This window comes from Saccharothrix sp. NPDC042600, assembly GCF_040647305.1.
In the GTDB taxonomy this organism is placed as follows: domain Bacteria; phylum Actinomycetota; class Actinomycetes; order Mycobacteriales; family Pseudonocardiaceae; genus Actinosynnema; species Actinosynnema mutabilis.
This window is the reverse complement of the sequence record NZ_JBEZBW010000046.1, coordinates 23240-42149: the sequence shown is the minus strand read 5'-3', so window position 1 is coordinate 42149 and position 18910 is coordinate 23240. Positions and strand designations below refer to the sequence as shown.

Genomic DNA, 18910 nt, shown 5'->3' with positions numbered 1-18910 from the left:
CGGTCCGACTCCGGTTGCTCCCCCTGTGTCGGCCACACCGGCCGCTCACGGAACAAGGGATGCTTGACCCCGACCATCGGTTGCGAGACCGCGCGTAACGGATCGGACACGGGGCAACCGTCCGCACAGCGGACACTTCGCACCGAATTTCGGGCCAACCCCTTCAACCCGCCCGACGCCGGTGCCACAGTCGAGCCCGTGACGAACTGGACTCCCATCCACGGCCGGCCGTTCGAGCCCGTCCCCTACCGGCCCGCGCGGATGCCGGTCGAGCAGTCCCTCGCGACCGCCGCCGACCTGCGCCGCCGCATGGACGAGCGCCGCACCGTGCGCATGTTCTCCACCGACCCCGTGCCCGCGCAGGTGGTGCTCGACGCGATCGCCGTCGCCTCCACCGCGCCCAGCGGCGCCCACCAGCAGCCCTGGACGTTCGTGCGCGTGGTGGACCCCGAGGTGCGCAAGGCGATCCGCGAGGCCGCCGAGAACGAGGAGCGCATCTCCTACGGCGGCCGGCTGGGCGACGAGTGGCTCGACGCCCTGCGCCCCCTGGGCACCGACGACGTCAAGCCGCACCTGACCGACGCCCCCGAGCTGATCGTCGTCTTCCAGCAGCGCTACTACCTGGACGAGAACGGCGAGAGCCGCAAGCACTACTACGTGGACGAGTCGGTGGGCATCGCGGTCGGCATGCTGCTCACCGCCCTGCACCTGGCCGGCCTCGCCGCGCTCACCCACACGCCGTCCCCGATGAAGTTCCTCGGCGAGGTGCTGAACCGGCCGCGCAACGAGAAGGCGTTCGCGGTGATCCCGATCGGCTACCCGGCGGAGGACTGCGTGGTGCCGAACCTGGTCCGCAAGTCGCTGGACCAGGTCCTGGTCACCGTCTAGCCCAACGGGTCGGCGAAGGTGAAGTGGTCGGCCAGCACGGGGGCGCACGCCGCCAGCGCCCCGCGCAACCGCGCCTCCGGCGACCCGGTCACCTTCACCCACGGCACGCCCCGCGCCGCCAACCGCTCCTCGAACAGCCCGGTCATCCACGCCCGGAGGTGCTCGCCGTCCCGCCACCCGTCCTGCTCGAACGGCACGCCGTCGTGGTCGGTCAGGACGTACAGGGCGGGGCGGCGCGCCTCGACCGCCACCGGGCGCCCCAGGTACCGGTGACCCCACACTGACGCGGCCCAGGAGTCGTTGTCGCACACCAGGACCGGGCGCGACACGGCCGCCGCGTCGGCCATCTCCCCCTGCCGCCGCGCCACGTCGTGGAAGTCGCCGACCGTCCACACGAGACCGTCGAGCGTCGCGAAGGCCGAGAAAGCCCGTGCGGCGGCCAGCTTGTGCTCGGTGTGCTCGCGCCCGTACTCGGGGATCCACGCCGCGTCCAACGCCGAGGCCAGCGCACGGGACAACGTCGTCGTGCCGGTGCTCTCGGCACCCACCACGACGATCCGCGCGCACAGCCCCGCCCGCACCGCCGGGGCCAGCAGGTCCCAGTGGTCGGCCACCGACGCCCGCACGGCCGTCCCGGACACCGGGAACGCCACCCGGTCCGGGTCCACCGACACGTGCCGCGCCCCCAGCCGCTTGGCCATCTCGTCGCCGTACGCCTCGCTGGTGAACACCGCGTCGATCACCGCCGACTCCGGCGAGCCGTCCATGATCGCCCGCCGCGCCAGCACGGCCCGCGCCACACCCATGTGCAGTTCCCACACGGTGTCGCTGTGGAAGTCCATGGGGTGGTCGTCGAGGTCGCCGAGCACCACGACCCCCGGCGTGTCGGCGTGCTCGGCCCGCAGCCACGCCACCCGCGACTCCACCGGGATCGACTCGACGCTCGACGCCAGCACCGCCACGGTCACCCGGGCGCTGCGCGCGGCGGCCGTGCGGATGAGGTGGTGGTGACCGCGGTGGGGCGGGTAGAACTTGCCGAGGACCAGGGCGTGGTCGAACTCACTCATGCCGCGACCGCGTCCGCGCGCAGCGCGCGTGACCAGTTGCGCAACCCCAGCACGCACAACGCCATGAAGCCCACGTACAAGATCGCCGTGAGCCAGAGGTCCTTGTAGGCGTACAACGGAACGTAGATCACGTCGGCGGCGATCCACAGCCACCAGCACTCGACCTTCTTGCGGGTCTGGCCCCAGGTGGCGAGCAGGGACAGCACCGTCGTGACCGAGTCCGCCCACGGCACCGTCGAGGTGGTGAACGTCATCAGGACCCAGGCGATCAGCAGCGTCCCCGCCACACCCGCGGCCAACAGCCACCACCACTGCACGGCGGTGGTGCGGCTGACCGGCAGCGGTGTGCGCTCCGTGCCGCCGCGCAGCCACGCCCACCAGCCGTACAGCGCCAGTGCGATGTAGACGACCTGCAACCCCGAGTCCGCGTAGAGGCCGCCGGTCGCGAACAGCACGAGGAAGGCCAGGTTGTTGAGGATGCCGATGGGCCAGTTGAGCGGGTTCTGGCGGGCGACGAGCCACACGCACAGCGCGCCCGTGACGAAACCCGCCACCTCCCCCCAGCTGGTCGAAACCCCGCCGACGGTGACCGCGGGGGTGTTGAAGGGCACCAGGATGACGTCCAGTAGCGACACCAGAACTCCGTTTGACGCTTGTTCGAACACGTGTTCGAATGTGGGCATGCGATGGGACGGTCAGAAGGACGGGGCGGACCGGCAGCAGGCTCTGCCGGGGTTGCCGGGACTGGTTCGCAGCGTACGAACTCCGGACTTCGCCGACGTCGTGTTCCACGAGGTGCGCGCCAAGTCCGTGCTCAACAAGGTGCCCGGCGGGCGGCTCCCGTTCTCCTGGACGGTCAACCCGTACCGCGGCTGCACGCACGGCTGCACCTACTGCCTGGCCGGCGACACCCCCGTCCTGCTCGCCGACGGCCGCACCAAGCCCATCGCCGAGCTGTCGCTGGGGGAGGAGGTGTTCGGCACGCACGAGGGCCGTTTCGTCACAACCCGTGTCCAGGCGCACTGGACCACGGTGAAACCGGCCTACCGCGTGACCCTGGAGGACGGCACCCGGGTCGTCTCCAGCGGCGACCACCGGTTCCTGTCCGAGGAGGGCTGGAAGCACGTCACCCCGGGCCGGTGCGCGGACTTCGAGGAGCGGCCGTTCCTGACCAAGGGCACCCGGCTGGTCGGCACCGGCCGGTTCGCCGCGCCGCCCGCGCGCACCGGGGAGTACCGGCACGGCTACCTGTGGGGCGTGGTGCGCGGCGGCCTGCCCGCCGACCCGGACGTGCTGGCGCGGGCGCACGAGTACGCCGGCGGCCGGATCCCCCGCGAGAGCGAGTTCGTCGAGTGGCCGACCACGCCGGACGACGAGTGGTCCAAGGGGTTCCTGGCCGGGCTGTTCGATGCGCGCGGCACGGCGACCGGCGGCGAGCTGGTGCTGTCCTCTTCGGACAGTGCGGTGTTCGAGGCGGCCGTGTTGGCGTTGACGCGCTTGAAGGTCGCGCACGTGGTGGAGGTGCGCGGGGTGCGCATCACCGGCGGGTTGGCCGAACGGCTGCGGTTCCTGCACCTGGTCGGCCCGGCCGTGGCGCGCGGCAACGCCGTGGAGGGCATGCCGGTGCCGGCGTCCGCGCGGCTGGGCGTGGTGTCGGTGGAGGCGCTGGGCGTGAGCCGGACGCTGTACGACATCAGCACCGGCACCGGGGACTTCGTGGCCAACGGCCTGGTCAGCCACAACTGCTTCGCCCGCAACACCCACACCTACCTCGACCTGGACGCCGGCCACGACTTCGACTCGCAGGTCGTGGTCAAGGTCAACGCGGTCGAGGTGCTGACCGGTCAGCTGCGGTCCCGGCGGTGGCGGCGGGAGCACGTCGCGATGGGCACCAACACCGACCCGTACCAGCGGGCCGAGGGCCGGTACGCGTTGATGCCGGGGATCATCAAGGCGCTCGCGCACTCGGGGACGCCGTTCTCGATCCTCACCAAGGGCACCGTGCTGTCCCGGGACATCCCGCTGCTGGCCGACGTGGCCGCCGACGTGCCGGTGGGTCTCGGCGTGTCGATCGCCCTGCTCGACCGCGACCTGCAGGCCGGCCTCGAACCGGGCACGCCCACCCCGCAGGCGCGGCTGGAGCTGGTGCGCAGGGTGCGGGAGGCGGGGTTGCCGTGCGGGGTGTTCGTGGCGCCCGTGCTGCCCGGTCTCACCGACTCCGAGGAGCGGCTGGACGGGTTGCTGGCGGAGATCGCCGCGGCGGGCGCGAGCGGCGTGACCGTGCTGCCGCTGCACCTGCGTCCCGGCGCGCGCGAGTGGTTCGCGAAGTGGCTGGTGGCGCGGCGCCCGGACCTGGCCGACACCTACCGGCGGCTCTACGCGCGCGGGTCCTATGTGGACGCCCGCTACCGGAGGTGGTTGACGGACCGCATCCAGCCCCTGCTGCGCCGGCACGGCCTGGACGTGAAGGGTGGTCGCGACGCGGTGGGCGTGCCCGGCGACGACGACGGCGTGTGGCCGGAGGGCAGCCTGCCCGGCACGGCCCCGTCCCCGCGCGGCCTCGACCGGGAGCAGCTCACCCTCCTCTGACTCGATCGATGGGAAGTCGTCACCGGTTCGGGTGGTTCTACCGGACCGCGCGTCGCTGACCTGGCGGAACTGTGGTCAAGCTTCAGGGTCGAACCTCCCCGGCCGCCGTCCCCACCGGCAGCCCGCCGCGCGTCGGTGCGCGGCGGGCCGGAGCCGACCTTGGAGGACGACGTGCGCACGACCATCACCCGGGCCTTCCAGTTGGCGGCCTGCCTGTTCGCCGCCGGTGTGGTGTGGTTCGGCACCGCCGGCGCGACCCCACCCGCGGGCGACCCGCCCCCCGTCTCCGGCGACCCCCGCGCCACCGCCTACCCCGGCAACGCCACGACGTGCCCGGACGCCAAGCTGCCCGGCGAGATCATCAGCGTCACCTCGAACGACGACGGCACGTACCTCGACGTCACGGCCGTCCCGGAGGGCTACACGCTGACCGGCGTGGTGGTGAAGGGCTCCAACGCCTACAACGTCTACACCGGTCTGGGTGACCTGCCGTGGCTGGACCTGCACGCCCCGCTGGCCAGTTCGGGCAAGCCGGCCGAGATCAGCCACTGGTACGCCTGCGGCACGAAGTCCCTGGGCACCACGACCTCGACGACCACCACCACGACCTCGCCCACGACGACCACCACCTACGACACGACGACGAGCACCACCACGACCACGACCTACCCCACGACCACGACGACGTCGAGCACGACCACGACCACGACCACGTCGGACACGACCACGACGACGACCGACAGCACCACGACCACGACCGACAGCACCACGACCACGACGCCGCCCCCGACCACCACGTCCGGCACGACGACCACGTCGGGCACCACGACCACGACCACGGCCCCGGCCTCGACCACGACGACCACCGCGCCGGCCCAGACCACCACGACCACCACCCCGCCACTGGCCGCGGACCGGCGGGAACCGCTGGCGGCCACCGGTTCCCGCACGGCCTGGCTGGTGCCGGTCGGCACCCTGGTGGTCCTGCTCGGCGGCGCGGGTGTCGCCCTGGCGAGGCGGCGGCGCTTCCAGCGCTGAGCCGGGAGCGGAGCGCCTAGGCCCAGGGGAGGAGGTCCGGGCGCTTCGCGGTCCGGCCGTCGCCGGAGGACCGGCCGCGCAGGCGGCGCAGCAGCCACGGGGCCAGGAAACCGGCCAGCCAGCGCGCCTCGGCGAGCACGGTCGTCCCGGCCGCCGCGTCCGGGAACGGCCGTCGCCACGCGTCGTCGGCGTCGGGCAGCCCCAGGGCGTGCGCCACGGCGTCGGCGATCACGGCGTGCCCCCGGGCGTTGGCGTGCAGGCGGTCCGCGCTCCACAGCCGGGCGTCGCACACCGCCGGGTACGGGTGGGTGTCCACCACCGTCACGCCGTGCCGGGCCGCCGCCGCGCGGATCGCGGCGTTGAGCGCCAGCACGCGGGGCCGCAGCGGTCGCGCCAGCGGGGTCACCGCGCCGACGTCCGGGAAGGTCACCGTGACCACGTGCGCGCCCACCCCGGTCAGCGCCGCGAACATCGCCTCCAGGTCGTCCACCACGGCCGCGGCGGAGAACTTCGGGCGCAGCATGTCGTTCATCCCCGCCACGACGCTCGCCAGGTCCGGCCGCAGCGCCACCGCCGGCGCCAACTGCTCCCGGCGCACGTCGGCGGCGAGCTTCCCGCGCACGGCCAGGTTCGCGTAGGTCAGGTCCGGGTTCGGCACGGCCAGCCGTGCGGCCAACCGGTCCGCCCAACCGCGCAGGCCGGTCACGCCGTCGCCGAGGCCCTCGGTCTGACTGTCGCCCAGGGCGACGAAGCGGGAGTACGTCACGACCGGAACCGTAATATGCGCTCAGTTGCTGTGCAACGAGTTGCATAGCGACAAACCAGGTCTTGAACATGTTCAAAAACCAGGCGTACGCTCGGTCCGACAAGAGTTGAACACGTTCAAAAGGGGGAAGCGTGGACGCCCTGGTCGTCACCTACGTCCTGTACCTGCTGATCAGCATCGGTCTGACCGTCTGGGTCGGGCACACCCTCAGCCGCAACGGCAGGGTCTTCCTCGTCGACGTCTTCGGCGGCGACCGGGAGCTGGCCCGGACCGTCAACCACCTGCTGGTGGTCGGCTTCTACCTGGTCAACTTCGGGTTCGTCGCCTGGTACCTGCGCACCGCCGACGCCGTCGGGGAGACCCGGCAGGTGTTCGAGACGCTGTCGGTCAAGGTCGGCACCGTGCTCATCGTGCTCGGCGTCCTGCACCTGGGCAACGTCTTCGTCCTCGGCCGCATGCGCCGCCGCGGCCTGCACCAGGCCCGGGACCTCCCGCCGGTCGGCCCCGACGCCTACACGAGGCTCGCATGACCGCGCTGACCGTCCTCTACGACGCGAACTGCGCGTTCTGCCGCCGGGCCAAGGGCTGGCTGGCCCGGCAGGAGCAGCTGGTGCGGCTGGAGTTCGTCCCGGCGGGCTCCGAGCCGGCGCGGCGGCGGTTCCCCGCCCTCGACCACGCGGGCACGCTGAACGTGATCACGGTCATCGGTGATCGGGGGGAGGTGTACCGCGGGGAACGGGCGTGGCTGGTATGCCTGTGGGCGTTGCGCGCGTGGCGGCCGATGGCCGGCCGGATGAGCCGGTCCGGGCACCGGGTGTTCCTGCGCGCGGCGACGGAACTGGCCGACCGGCTGCGGGCGCTGACCAAGGACGAGGACTGTGGAGAAACCTGCCAAGAGTGAGCAGACGCGGGCCCTCATCGTGGACACGGCCCTGCGGTTGTTCCGCGAACTCGGTTACGACCGCACCACCATGCGGGCCATCGCGAAGGAAGCGGGGGTGTCGGTCGGCAACGCCTACTACTACTTCCCGTCCAAGGAGCACCTGGTCCAGGGGTTCTACGACCAGATGGCGGAGGCCCACCGCCGGGCCTCCGCGGCCGTGTTCGACGCCGACGCCGACTTCACCTCCCGGCTGACCGCCGTGCTGCTGGCGTGGCTGGACGTGTCCGCGCCCTACCACGAGTTCGCGGTGCAGTTCTTCAAGAACGCGATCGACCCGAACAGCCCGCTCAGCCCGTTCTCCACCGAATCCGGCAACGCCCGCGAGGCCGCCATCGCGATCCACCGCCGGCTGCTGGACGGGGTGAAGGTGGACCCGCAGCTGCGCGCGGACCTGCCCGAGTTGCTGTGGCTGTTCCAGATGGGCGTGGTGCTGTACTGGGTGCACGACAAGTCCGAGGGGCAGCGCAACACGCGGACGTTGATCAAGCGCAGCGCGCCCCTGATCGGCAAGCTGCTCACGATGTCCCGCGTGCCCGGTCTGCGGTCGGTGACGCGCGAGGCCGTGCAACTGTTCCGCGACATCGGGTTGAGCCGGCTGGGTTGACGCTTGGCTGGACCGGTGATCGGGCGGGTTGACGATCGGGGCGGTTCTCGCCATCCTGGAAGCGCGGCCGAGAGGCGCTGCGACGGACCGGGAAGGTCCGCCACGCTCGGTCCGCGATCACTCGACCCAAGGGCGCCTCCTGACCACAGGAGGTTCTGTTTTGGGCAAGCTCCCGAACTGACGGCTCGTCCCGTCACACCCCACCGCCCGCGCCCGCTCGCGGGTGGGTTCGGCATGCCCGAGCAGACCCTCCACATTGGACTGAGGGACACATGAGTGAGAAGCTGAGGACGGTCGGTGGCATCGAGTTCGCGGTGGCGGACCTCACCCTGGCCGAGGCGGGCCGGCACCAGATCCGGCTCGCCGAGCACGAGATGCCCGGCCTGATGGCGTTGCGCCGCGAGTACGCGGCGACCCAGCCGCTGCGCGGGGCGCGCATCGCGGGCTCCCTGCACATGACGGTGCAGACCGCCGTGCTGATCGAGACCCTGGTCGCGCTGGGCGCGGAGGTGCGCTGGGCGTCGTGCAACATCTTCTCCACCCAGGACGAGGCCGCCGCGGCGGTCGTCGTCGGCCCGGACGGCACGGTCGACGAGCCGAAGGGCACGCCGGTGTTCGCCTGGAAGGGCGAGACGCTGGAGGAGTACTGGTGGTGCTCGGAGAAGATCTTCGGGTTCCCGGAGGGTCCGAACCTGATGGTGGACGACGGCGGCGACGCCACCCTGTTGGTGCACAAGGGGGTCGAGTTCGAGGCCGCCGGCGCGGTGCCCAGCGCGACCGAGGAGGACGGCGAGGAGTACCGGATCATCCTCTCGACGCTGGCCGCGAGCCTCGCCGAGGACCCGAAGCGGTTCACCCGGATCGCGGCGGGCATCCGGGGCGTGTCGGAGGAGACCACCAACGGCGTGAACCGGCTCTACAAGCTGGCCGAGGCCGGCGAGCTGCTGTTCCCCGGGTTCAACGTGAACGACTCGGTGACCAAGTCGAAGTTCGACAACCGGTACGGCATCCGGCACTCGCTGGCCGACGGCCTCAACCGGGCCACGGACGTGATGCTGGGCGGCAAGCTCGCCGTCGTGTGCGGGTACGGCGACGTCGGCAAGGGCGCGGCGGACTCGCTGCGCGGCCAGGGCGCGCGGGTCGTGGTGACCGAGATCGACCCGATCTGCGCGTTGCAGGCGTCGATGGACGGGCTGGAGGTGCGGCGGCTGGACGAGGTGGTGGAGCGCGGCGACATCTTCATCACCACGACCGGCAACGTCGACGTGATCGGCGTCGAGCACATGGCCCGGATGAAGCACAACGCGATCGTCGGCAACGTGGGCCACTTCGACCACGAGATCGACATGGCCGGCTTGGCGAAGGTGCCGGGCATCCGGCGGATCGAGATCAAGCCGCAGGTGCACGAGTGGGTGTTCCCGGACGGGCACTCGATCCTCGTGCTGTCCGAGGGTCGCCTGATGAACCTGGGCAACGCGACCGGGCACCCGAGCTTCGTCATGTCCAACTCGTTCACCAACCAGGTGCTCGCGCAGGTGGAGCTGTTCACCAAGCCGGGCCACTACGGGCGGGCGGTGTACCGGCTGCCGAAGCTGCTGGACGAGAAGGTCGCGCGGCTGCACCTGGACGCGCTGGACGTGCACCTGACCGAGCTGACCAAGAAGCAGGCGGAGTACGTCGGCGTGGACGTCGAGGGCCCGTACAAGCCCGACCACTACCGTTACTGAAAGTAGTTGTGCGGTTGCCGTACACCGTACCGTACTGTGTACGGCATGGGCAGTGTTCCGGGTAGTGGTGCTGGGTTCGTGGCGTCGGACGAGGACGTGAAGGGCGTCCTCGACTGGTTCGAGCGGTGGGACGCGTTGGCCGTGGCCAAGGACGTCGAGGCGATGGCCGACATGTCGTTGTTCCCGGTCAACGCGGTCACCGACGGGTCGGCGGAGCAGTGGGACCGCGCGCGGTTCCTGCGCGACATGGCCGCCAACCTGGGGGAGGGGGACGTGCGGATGGAGTCTGTGCGGACCCCGGTGTTCATCAACGCCAACCTGGTCTTCGTGATCACGGACGCGACGATCACCCTTGGTGAGCACTCGCAGGTCGTGCGGTACGGCGACCTCTTGGTGAAGACCGACGGTCGGTGGTTGTTCCAAACGATGGCCCAGGGCGGCTGGTGACGGCGTTCCGCGCCACTAACAATCAGTCTTGACTGTTTGTTAGTGGCGCGGAACACTCCGCTGCATGGGTACCGAGACCAGGCAGCGGCAGGCCGACCGCAGCCGCGAGACCCGGCGCAAGCTGATGGCGGCGACCGTCGAGTGCTTGGTGGAGCTGGGCTGGTCGGGCACGACGACGACGGTGGTGGCGGAGCGCGCGGGCGTGTCCCGGGGCGCGCAGTTGCACCACTTCAGGACCCGCGGCGAACTGGTGGCCGCCGCGGTGGAGCACCTCGGCGCGGAGAGCGTGCAGGTGCTCAAGGAGCGCGCCGCCGGGCTGGACGGCGTGGCGGCGGGGGAGCGCATCCCGGCGGTCGTGGAGCTGATCGCCGACTTCTACGCCAGCGACCTGTTCACCGCGGCGCTGGAGCTGTGGGTCGCGGCGCGCACCGACCCCGAGTTGAAGACGGTCGTGGTCCCGCTGGAAGTCCGGCTGGGGCGGGAGACCCACCGTCTGGCCGTGGAGCTGCTGGGTGCCGACGAGGCGAAGCCGGGCGTCCGCGAAGCCGTGCAAATCACCCTGGACCTGGTGCGCGGCTTGGCCTTGGCCAACCAGCTCACCGACGACCGGAAGCGGCGCGCGCGGATCGTCCGGCACTGGGCGACGATGCTGGAGGACGCGCTCTGATGATCACTGCCGTGGTGAACGACCTGCGGGCCGAGAGCCAGGTCTTGGACGACCTGGTCGGGTCGTTGGACGATTGGACGATCCCCACGCCCGCGCCGGGCTGGACGATCGCGCACCAGATCAGCCACCTGCGCTGGACCGACCGCATCGCGACGCTGGCGGCGACCGACCCCGAGGCGTTCGCGGAGGCGTTGCGGAGCGCCACCCCGGACCTGGTGGACCGGGGCGCGGAGGAGCCGGTGACGCTGGCGCAGTGGCGTGCCGGGCGTGCCGAGCTGGAACGGGCGCTGCTGGGGGTGCCGGCCGGGGTGAAGGTGCCGTGGTTCGGCCCGCCGATGAGCCCGGCGTCGATGGCGACCGCGCGGCTGATGGAGACGTGGGCGCACGGTCAGGACGTGGCCGACGCGCTGGGCGTGACGCGTGAGCCGACCCACCGCCTCAAGCACGTGGCGCACATCGCGGTGCGGGCGATGGGCTACGCGTTCCTGGTCAACGGCCTGCCGGTGCCGACCGCGCCGGTGCGGGTCGAGCTGGTCGGGCCGGGTGGCGAGCGGTGGACGTGGGGGCCGGAGGACGCGCCGGACCGGATCACGGGGCCGGCGCTGGACTTCTGCCTGCTGGCGACCCGGCGGCGGCACCGGGACGACCTGGACGTGCGCGCGGAGGGCGAGGTGGCGACCGCCTGGCTGCCCATCGCGCAAGCCTTCGCCGGACCGCCCGGACCGGGCCGCGAGAAGGGCGGACCGCCGGCACCGGACGCGGGCGGTGTGGGCGCGGGCGGGATGGGGTCGGGCGGGGTGGGGTCGGCGTGATCCGGATCGGCAACGCGTCGGGGTTCTACGGGGACCGGTTCGCCGCCGTCCGCGAGATGCTCCAGGGCGGTGACCTCGACGTCCTCACCGGCGACTACCTGGCCGAACTCACCATGCTCATCCTCGGCCGCGACCGCATGAAGGACGCCAACCTCGGCTACGCCCGCACGTTCCTGCGCCAGCTCGAAGACGCCCTCGGTCTCGCCCTCGAACGCGGCGTGAAGATCGTCTCCAACGCGGGCGGCCTCAACCCCGCCGGGCTCGCGCAAGCGATCGACAAGCTGGGCCTGAACGCGAAAGTCGCCCATGTGACCGGGGACGACCTGCGGCCCCGCTTCCCGGAAGCCCTGACCGCCAACGCCTACCTCGGCGCGTGGGGCATCGCGGAGTGCTTGAAGGCCGGCGCGGACGTCGTGGTCACCGGGCGGGTCACCGACGCCTCGCTGGTCGTCGGCCCGGCCGCCGCGCACTTCGGGTGGGGACGCGACGAGTGGGACGAGCTCGCCGGGGCCACCGTCGCCGGGCACGTCCTGGAGTGCGGCACCCAGGCCACCGGCGGCAACTACGCGTTCTTCGCCGAGATCGACGCGACCCGTCCCGGTTTCCCGATCGCGGAGGTCGACGCCGACGGCTCGGCCGTGATCACCAAGCACGACGGGACGGGCGGCGCGGTCACCGTCGACACGGTCACCGCCCAGCTCCTCTACGAGATCGGCGCGCCGGCCTACCTCGGCCCGGACGTCACCAGCCACTTCGACACCATCCGGCTGGAGGACCACCCGAGCGGCGTCCGCATCTCCGGCACGAAGGGCTCGCCGCCGCCGGACACGCTCAAGGTGTGCCTGAACCACCTGGGCGGCTTCCGCAACGCCACCACGTTCGTCCTCTGCGGGCTCGACGTCGAGCGCAAGGCGGACCTCGTGCGCCGGCAGCTCGAAGACGCGATCGGCGACGACGGCCTGACCTGGACCCTCGCTCGCACCGACCACGCCGACGCCGACACCGAGGAGACCGCCTCCGCCCTCCTCCACGCGACGATCAGGACCGCGGACCCCAAGCGGGCCAAGGCGTTCTCGCGCGCGGGCATCGAGCTGGCGTTGGCCTCCTACCCCGGGTTCCACGTCACCGCGCCACCGGGCGACGGAACGCCGTACGGCGTCTACAAGGCCGCGTACGTCAACCGGAACGAAGTGCGCCACCAGGCTGTCCTGCCCGACGGGGAGGTGATCGACGTATGAGGCTCCCGTTGGGCACGATCGCGGGCGCGCGGTCCGGTGACAAGGGCGGTGACGCGAACCTCGGCGTGTGGGTGCGCACCGACGCGCAGTACGCGTGGCTGGTCGAGGAGCTGACCGTCGCGCGGCTCAAGGAGTTGCTGCCCGAGGCGGGCGAGGTGGACCGGTACGAGCTGCCCAACCTCCGGGCCCTGAACTTCGTCCTGCACGGCCTGCTCGGCGAGGGCGTGGCGTCCTCGACCCGGTTCGACCCGCAGGCCAAGGCGCTGGGCGAGTGGCTGCGGTCCCGGCACGTCGAGATCCCGGAGGACCTGCTGTGAACACCACCTCGGACCTGTTCGGGACGCCGGAGCGCCGCGACCTGCGGGCCACCGTGCGGCGGTTCACCGAGCAGGAGGTCGTGCCGCACCTCGCGGACTGGGAGCGCGCCGGCGAGGTGCCGCGCGCGCTGCACCGGACGGCGGCGAAGATCGGCCTGCTGGGCATCGGGTTCCCCGAGCACGTGGGCGGCGCGGGCGACCTGCTCGACACCGTCGTGGTGACCGAGGAGCTGATCCAGGCGGGCGGGTCGTCGGGCCTCGTCGCGGCGCTGCTCACGCACGGCATCGCCATCCCGCACATCGTGGACGCGGGCAGCCCCGACCTGGTCGACCGGTTCGTGCGCCCCACCCTGGAGGGCGAGCTGATCGGCGCGCTGGCGGTCACCGAACCCGGTGGCGGGTCGGACGTGGCGGCCCTGCGCACGCGAGCGGTCCGGGACGGCGACCACTACGTCGTCAACGGGTCCAAGACGTTCATCACCTCCGGCGACCGCGCGGACTTCGTGACCACGGCGGTGCGCACCGGGGGTGAGGGTTACGCGGGCATCAGCCTGCTGGTCATCGAGAAGGGCACGCCGGGCTTCACGGTCGACCGGCGGCTGGACAAGATGGGCTGGCACTGTTCGGACACCGCCGAGTTGTCCTTTGTGGATGCACGCGTGCCGGTGAACAACCTGGTGGGCCCGGAGAACGGTGGGTTCGGCCTGATCATGCGGCAGTTCCAGGTCGAACGGATCTCGCTCGCCGTGCAGGCGTACGCGACGGCCCAGCGCTGCCTCGACCTCGCGATCGCCTACGCCCGGCGGAGAGAAACGTTCGGCCGACCGTTGATGGGCCGCCAGGTCGTGCGGCACAAGCTGGTGGAGATGGCGCAACGCGTGGACCTCGCCCGCACCTACACCCGCGAGGTGGCGGTGAAGGTGGCGCGCGGCGAAGAAGCGGTGGCACAGGTCTGCTTCGCCAAGAACGCCGCCGTCGAGGCGTGCTCGTTCGTGGTGGACGCGGCGGTCCAGCTGCACGGCGGCGCGGGCTACCTGCGCGACAGCGAGGTGGAGCGGCACTACCGGGACGCGCGCATCCTCGGCATCGGCGGCGGCGCCACCGAGGTGATGGTGGAACTGGCCGCGAAGCGATTGGGGTTCACGGCATGACGACGTTGGGCACGAGGCTGGACACGCGGGCGGTGGAGTACCACGAGAACCGCGAGGCGCTGCTGGCCAAGCTCGCCGACTTGGGGAACGAGCACGCCAAGGCGCTCGCGGGCGGCGGGCCCAAGTACACCGAACGCCACCACAAGCGCGGCAAGCTGTTGGCGCGCGAACGGATCGAGCTGCTGGTGGACCAGGACAGCCCGTTCCTGGAGCTGTCCCCGCTGGCCGCGTGGGGCACCGACTACCCGGTGGGGGCGAGCGTCGTCACGGGCATCGGCGTGGTCGAAGGCGTCGAGTGCGTGATCGTCGCCAACGACCCGACCGTGCGCGGCGGCGCGAGCAACCCCTACACGTTGCGCAAGACGTTCCGCGCCAACGACATCGCCCTGCAGAACCGGTTGCCGCTGATCGGCCTGGTCGAGTCGGGCGGCGCGGACCTGCCGAGCCAGAGCGAGATCTTCATCCCCGGCGGGCGGGCGTTCCGCGACCTGACCCGCCTGAGCGCGGCCGGCGTCCCGACCATCAGCACGGTGTTCGGCAACGCCACCGCCGGCGGCGCGTACGTGCCGGGCATGTCCGACTACGTGGTGATGATCGACCAGCGCTCCAAGGTGTTCCTCGGCGGCCCGCCGCTGGTGAAGATGGCCACCGGTGAGGAGTCCGACGACGAGTCGCTGGGCGGCGCGCGGATGCACGGCGGCACGTCGGGCCTGGCGGACTTCGTGGCGACCGACGAGGTGGACGCGATCCGGCTGACCCGCCGCGTCGTCGCCCGCCTGAACTGGCGCAAGCTCGGACCGACGCCGAAACCGTCCGAACCGCCGCTCTACGACGAAGAAGACCTGCTCGGCCTGGTCCCCACCGACCTGCGCGTCCCGTTCGACCCGCGCGAGGTCATCGCCCGCATCGTGGACGGCTCGCGGTTCGACGAGTTCAAGCCCGACTACGGCACCAGCCTGGTCACCGGCTGGGCCGACCTGCACGGCTACCCGATCGGCGTCCTGGCCAACGCCCGGGGCGTGCTGTTCAGCGCGGAGGCCCAGAAGGCCACCCAGTTCATCCAGCTCGCCAACAAGACCGACACCCCGCTGCTGTTCCTGCAGAACACCACCGGCTACATGGTCGGCGCGCAGTACGAGCAGGGCGGCATCATCAAGCACGGCGCGATGATGATCAACGCGGTGTCCAACAGCCGCGTCCCGCACCTGACCGTCGTCATGGGCGCGTCCTACGGCGCGGGCAACTACGGCATGTGCGGCCGGGCCTACGACCCGCGCTTCCTGTTCACCTGGCCCAACGCCAAGTCCGCCGTCATGGGGCCGGTGCAGCTCGCGGGCGTGCTGTCGATCGTGGCGCGGCAGGCCGCCGCCGCGAAGGGGCAGGAGTACAACGAGGAGCACGACGCGGCCATGCGGCAGATGGTCGAGGGCCAGATCGAGCAGCAGTCCCTGGCCGCCTTCCTGTCCGGCCGGCTCTACGACGACGGCGTGATCGACCCGCGCGACACCCGCACGGTGCTCGGCCTGTGCCTGTCGGCGATCCACAGTGGACAGATCAAGGGCGCCGACGGCTACGGCGTCTTCCGGATGTGAGGTCACCCGTGATCAGCAGGCTCCTGATCGCCAACCGGGGCGAGATCGCCCGCCGCGTCGCGCGCACGTGCCGCGCGGTCGGGGTCAGCCCGGTGGCGGTGTTCTCCGACCCGGACGCCGACGCGCCGCACGTCCGGGAGGCCGACGCGGCGGTGCGGCTGCCCGGCGCCGCGCCCGCCGAGACCTACCTGCGCGTGGACGCGCTGGTGGCCGCGGCGAAGGCGGCCGGCGCGGACGCCGTGCACCCCGGGTACGGGTTCCTGTCCGAGAACGCCGGGTTCGCCCGGGCCGTCCTCGACGCCGGGCTGACCTGGGTGGGCCCGGACCCCGACGTCATCGAGGCGATGGGCTCCAAGGTCGCCGCGAAGAAGCTCATGGCCGAGGCGGGCGTGCCGGTGCTGCCCGAGCTGGACCCCGAGGCCGCGACCGAGTTCCCGTTGCTGGTCAAGGCGTCCGCCGGCGGCGGCGGCCGGGGCATGCGGGTGGTGCGGGCGCGAGACGAGTTGGCCGACGCCGTCGCCGCCGCCCGCCGCGAGGCCGAGTCGGCGTTCGGCGACGGCACGGTGTTCTGCGAACCGCTGCTGGAGAACGCCCGGCACGTCGAGGTGCAGGTCCTCGCCGACACGCACGGCACGGTGTGGGCGTTGGGGGAGCGGGAGTGCTCCATCCAGCGCAGGCACCAGAAGATCATCGAGGAGACGCCCAGCCCCGCCGTCCGACCTGACGCGCGCCGGCGCCTCTTCGCCGCCGCGACCGCCGCCGCCCGCGCCATCGGGTACGTCGGCGCGGGGACGGTCGAGTTCCTCTTCACCGACGACCAGCGGTTCCACTTCCTGGAGGTCAACACACGCCTCCAGGTGGAGCACCCGGTGACCGAGGAGGTGTCCGGCCTGGACCTGGTGGCCTGGCAACTCGCCATCGCCGAGGGCGCGCGACTGCCCGCCGAACCGCCCGCGCCGAACGGCCACGCCATTGAGGCCCGCCTGTACGCCGAGGACCCCGCGCACGACTGGCGACCGGCTTCCGGCACGCTGCACCGGTTCCGCGTCCCCGACGGCGTCCGCGTGGACAGCGGCGTCGAGGACGGCAGCGTCGTGGGGGTGCACTACGACCCCATGTTGGCCAAGGTCGTGGCATGGGGCGAGACGCGCGCGGCGGCCGTGCGCAAACTGGTCAACGCGCTGGACCGTGCGGAGGTGCACGGCTTGGTCACCAACCGCGACCTGCTGGTGCGCACGCTGCGCCATCCGGCCTTCGCGGCGGGCGAGACCCACACCGGGTTCCTCGACCAGCACGGCCTGACAAAGCGCCCTGACGTGGACGTTCACCCCGCCGCGCTGGCCGCCGCCCTGGCCTTGGCGGAGAATCGTCGGACGAACCTACCGCTGGGCTGGCGCAATGCGCCCGCACAGCCGCAAAAAGCGGAGTTCGAATTCGACGGTGAAACAGTCGTCGTGACCTATCGCCACACGCGCGATGGAGTCATATGCAGTCCGGAACTCGAAGTCGTGCGCGCCGCTAAAGATTTCGTGACGCTCGCCCGTGACGGTGTCCAGGTCACATACCCCGTCGCCGTATACGGGGACCGGGTCGAGGTCGGCGGGTGGTCACTGCGCGTGCTCCCGCGGTTCCCCGAGCCCACGTCCAGGGTCGCCGAGGGCGCGACCGTGGCGCCCATGCCGGGCACCGTCGTGCGCGTGTCCGTCGAGCCCGGCCAGGTGGTCGCGGCGGGCGCGGAGGTGTTGGTGCTGGAGGCCATGAAGATGGAGCACCGCGTGCTCGCCGCGGCCGGTGGCACGGTCGCCGAAGTCCTTGTACAGCCCGGGAACCAGGTCGATGCGGGCGATGTGCTCGCCGTAGTGGAGGCAGGGGCATGACGAACTTCGTGGAGAGCGAGGAGCGGCGGGCGCTGCGCAGGGCCGTCGCGGACCTGGCCGCCAAGTACGGGCACGAGTACTTCGTCGCGAAGGCGCGGGCCGGCGAGAAGACCGACGAGCTGTGGGCCGAGGCGGGCAAGCTCGGCTACCTCGGCGTGGCCGTCCCGGCCGAGTACGGTGGCGGTGGCGGTGGCATCGGCGACCTCGCGGCGGTGTGCGAGGAGCTGTCCGCCGCGGGCTGCCCGCTGCTGCTGATGGTGGTGTCACCGGCCATCTGCGCCACCGTGATCGCCCGGTTCGGCACCGAGGAGCAGAAGCGGCGGTGGCTGCCCGGGTTCGCCGACGGCACCACCAAGATGGCCTTCGCGATCACCGAGCCCGACGCCGGGTCCAACTCCCACAAGCTGGCCACGGCCGTGCGCCGCGACGGCGACGAGTGGGTGCTGTCGGGCGGCAAGTACTACATCTCGGGCGTGGACGAGGTGGACGCGGTGCTGGTGGTCGCGCGGCACGTGGCCCCGGACGCGGGTGCCCCGCGGGACACCGCGACCGGTCCTCAGTTGTTGCTGCCCTCTCTCCTGATCGTTCCCACGGACGCCGAAGGGTTCACCTTCCGACACATCCCGATGGAGATCGTGTCGCCGGAGAAGCAGTTCACCTGCTTCTTCGACGACGTGCGCCTCCCCGCCGACGCGCTCGTCGGCGCGGAGGACGCCGGGTTGGCCCAGCTGTTCGCCGGGCTCAACCCGGAACGCGTCATGGCTGCCTCCCTGGCCACCGGCATGGCCCGCCGCGCGCTCGACCAGGCGTCGGACTACGCCCGCACCCGCACCGTCTGGGACAAGCCGATCGGCGCGCACCAGGGCGTCGCGCACCCGTTGGCGCAGTGCGCGATCCAGGTCGAGCTCGCTCGGCTGATGACCCAGAAGGCCGCGGCTCTCTACGACGCTGGAGAAGACCGGGCTGCGGGCGAGGCGGCCAACATGGCCAAGTACGCGGCGGGGGAGGCGGTGGCGGCGGCGGTGGACCAGGCCATCCAGGTGCACGGCGGGAACGGGTTGTCCTCCGAGTACGGCCTCGGGGCCCTGCTCGCCGCGTCGCGGCTGTCCCGCATCGCTCCGGTCAGCCGCGAGATGATCCTGAACTACGTCGCGCAGCACACCCTGCGGTTGCCGCGCTCTTACTAG

At 71.7% G+C, this 18910-nt stretch carries 17 protein-coding genes, 1 pseudogene and 1 riboswitch; of the genes and pseudogenes, 15 read left to right on the top strand and 3 right to left on the bottom strand.

Features of this window, described 5'->3' with window-relative positions; all coding sequences use genetic code 11:
- Window positions 1-261: 261 nt before the first annotated feature.
- Window positions 262-888 carry a nitroreductase family protein gene (locus AB0A74_RS25160; RefSeq protein WP_358253085.1) on the top strand — a complete coding sequence of 209 codons (627 nt, stop codon included), beginning with the start codon at window positions 262-264 and terminating at the stop codon, window positions 886-888.
- On the opposite strand, the gene AB0A74_RS25155 is transcribed toward AB0A74_RS25160, so the two are convergent.
- The gene (locus AB0A74_RS25155; protein ID WP_358253054.1) at window positions 885-1955 is read right to left on the bottom strand and encodes an AAA family ATPase; all 1071 of its coding nucleotides are present in this window, start codon (window positions 1953-1955) and stop codon (window positions 885-887) included. The two genes, AB0A74_RS25160 and AB0A74_RS25155, sit on opposite strands and share 4 nt — an antisense overlap.
- Window positions 1952-2590, bottom strand: a complete 639-nt coding sequence (gene pnuC / locus AB0A74_RS25150; protein ID WP_358253053.1) for a nicotinamide riboside transporter PnuC — start codon at window positions 2588-2590, stop codon at window positions 1952-1954. The genes AB0A74_RS25155 and pnuC overlap by 4 nt, the downstream gene beginning before the upstream one ends.
- Before the next feature lie 46 nt (window positions 2591-2636).
- Between pnuC and AB0A74_RS25145 the strand changes: the two genes are divergently transcribed.
- Window positions 2637-4544, top strand: a complete 1908-nt coding sequence (locus AB0A74_RS25145) for an intein-containing Rv2578c family radical SAM protein (RefSeq protein WP_358253051.1) — start codon at window positions 2637-2639, stop codon at window positions 4542-4544.
- 171 nt (window positions 4545-4715) lie between these two features.
- On the top strand, window positions 4716-5582 hold the full coding sequence (locus tag AB0A74_RS25140; RefSeq protein ID WP_358253049.1) for an LPXTG cell wall anchor domain-containing protein: 867 nt from the start codon (window positions 4716-4718) through the stop codon (window positions 5580-5582).
- A gap of 16 nt (window positions 5583-5598) precedes the next feature.
- Here the strand turns inward: AB0A74_RS25140 and AB0A74_RS25135 are convergent, their stop codons facing one another.
- Window positions 5599-6348, bottom strand: coding sequence for an SGNH/GDSL hydrolase family protein (locus AB0A74_RS25135; RefSeq protein ID WP_358253047.1), 750 nt, complete (start codon window positions 6346-6348; stop codon window positions 5599-5601).
- Between the two features lie 131 nt (window positions 6349-6479).
- Here AB0A74_RS25135 and AB0A74_RS25130 point away from each other — a divergent pair, with 131 nt between their 5' ends.
- The 12 genes and pseudogenes from AB0A74_RS25130 to AB0A74_RS25075 all read left to right on the top strand — a co-directional run bounded on the left by AB0A74_RS25130 (window position 6480) and on the right by AB0A74_RS25075 (window position 18910).
- Complete coding sequence (locus AB0A74_RS25130; RefSeq protein ID WP_358253045.1) at window positions 6480-6878, top strand: hypothetical protein; 399 nt, start codon at window positions 6480-6482, stop codon at window positions 6876-6878.
- On the top strand, window positions 6875-7249 hold the full coding sequence (locus tag AB0A74_RS25125; protein ID WP_358253043.1) for a DCC1-like thiol-disulfide oxidoreductase family protein: 375 nt from the start codon (window positions 6875-6877) through the stop codon (window positions 7247-7249). Before AB0A74_RS25130 ends, AB0A74_RS25125 begins: the two co-directional genes overlap by 4 nt.
- A complete protein-coding gene (locus tag AB0A74_RS25120; protein WP_358253041.1) occupies window positions 7227-7895 on the top strand; it encodes a TetR family transcriptional regulator in 669 nt (222 codons plus the stop codon). Before AB0A74_RS25125 ends, AB0A74_RS25120 begins: the two co-directional genes overlap by 23 nt.
- A 63-nt stretch (window positions 7896-7958) precedes the next feature.
- Window positions 7959-8040: riboswitch (S-adenosyl-L-homocysteine riboswitch) on the top strand.
- A gap of 127 nt (window positions 8041-8167) precedes the next feature.
- The gene (gene ahcY, locus AB0A74_RS25115) at window positions 8168-9622 is read left to right on the top strand and encodes an adenosylhomocysteinase (RefSeq protein WP_358253039.1); all 1455 of its coding nucleotides are present in this window, start codon (window positions 8168-8170) and stop codon (window positions 9620-9622) included.
- A gap of 45 nt (window positions 9623-9667) precedes the next feature.
- Window positions 9668-10069 (top strand): nuclear transport factor 2 family protein, encoded by a 402-nt coding sequence (locus AB0A74_RS25110; protein ID WP_358253037.1) that lies wholly within the window; start codon window positions 9668-9670, stop codon window positions 10067-10069.
- Window positions 10070-10133: 64 nt separating this feature from the next.
- Window positions 10134-10736 carry a TetR/AcrR family transcriptional regulator gene (locus AB0A74_RS25105; protein ID WP_358253036.1) on the top strand — a complete coding sequence of 201 codons (603 nt, stop codon included), beginning with the start codon at window positions 10134-10136 and terminating at the stop codon, window positions 10734-10736.
- Window positions 10736-11548: a TIGR03084 family metal-binding protein gene (locus AB0A74_RS25100; RefSeq protein WP_358253035.1), complete on the top strand. Its 813-nt coding sequence runs from the start codon at window positions 10736-10738 to the stop codon at window positions 11546-11548. The genes AB0A74_RS25105 and AB0A74_RS25100 overlap by 1 nt, the downstream gene beginning before the upstream one ends.
- A gap of 56 nt (window positions 11549-11604) precedes the next feature.
- A pseudogene (locus AB0A74_RS25095) lies at window positions 11605-13103 on the top strand (acyclic terpene utilization AtuA family protein).
- Entirely contained in the window at window positions 13100-14254 is a 1155-nt protein-coding gene (locus tag AB0A74_RS25090; RefSeq protein ID WP_358253033.1) for an acyl-CoA dehydrogenase family protein, read from the top strand. Before AB0A74_RS25095 ends, AB0A74_RS25090 begins: the two are co-directional and overlap by 4 nt.
- A complete protein-coding gene (locus AB0A74_RS25085; RefSeq protein WP_358253031.1) occupies window positions 14251-15846 on the top strand; it encodes a carboxyl transferase domain-containing protein in 1596 nt (531 codons plus the stop codon). Before AB0A74_RS25090 ends, AB0A74_RS25085 begins: the two co-directional genes overlap by 4 nt.
- 8 nt (window positions 15847-15854) lie before the next feature.
- Window positions 15855-17723, top strand: coding sequence for a biotin carboxylase N-terminal domain-containing protein (locus AB0A74_RS25080; RefSeq protein ID WP_358253029.1), 1869 nt, complete (start codon window positions 15855-15857; stop codon window positions 17721-17723).
- A complete protein-coding gene (locus tag AB0A74_RS25075; protein ID WP_358253027.1) occupies window positions 17720-18910 on the top strand; it encodes an acyl-CoA dehydrogenase in 1191 nt (396 codons plus the stop codon). Before AB0A74_RS25080 ends, AB0A74_RS25075 begins: the two co-directional genes overlap by 4 nt.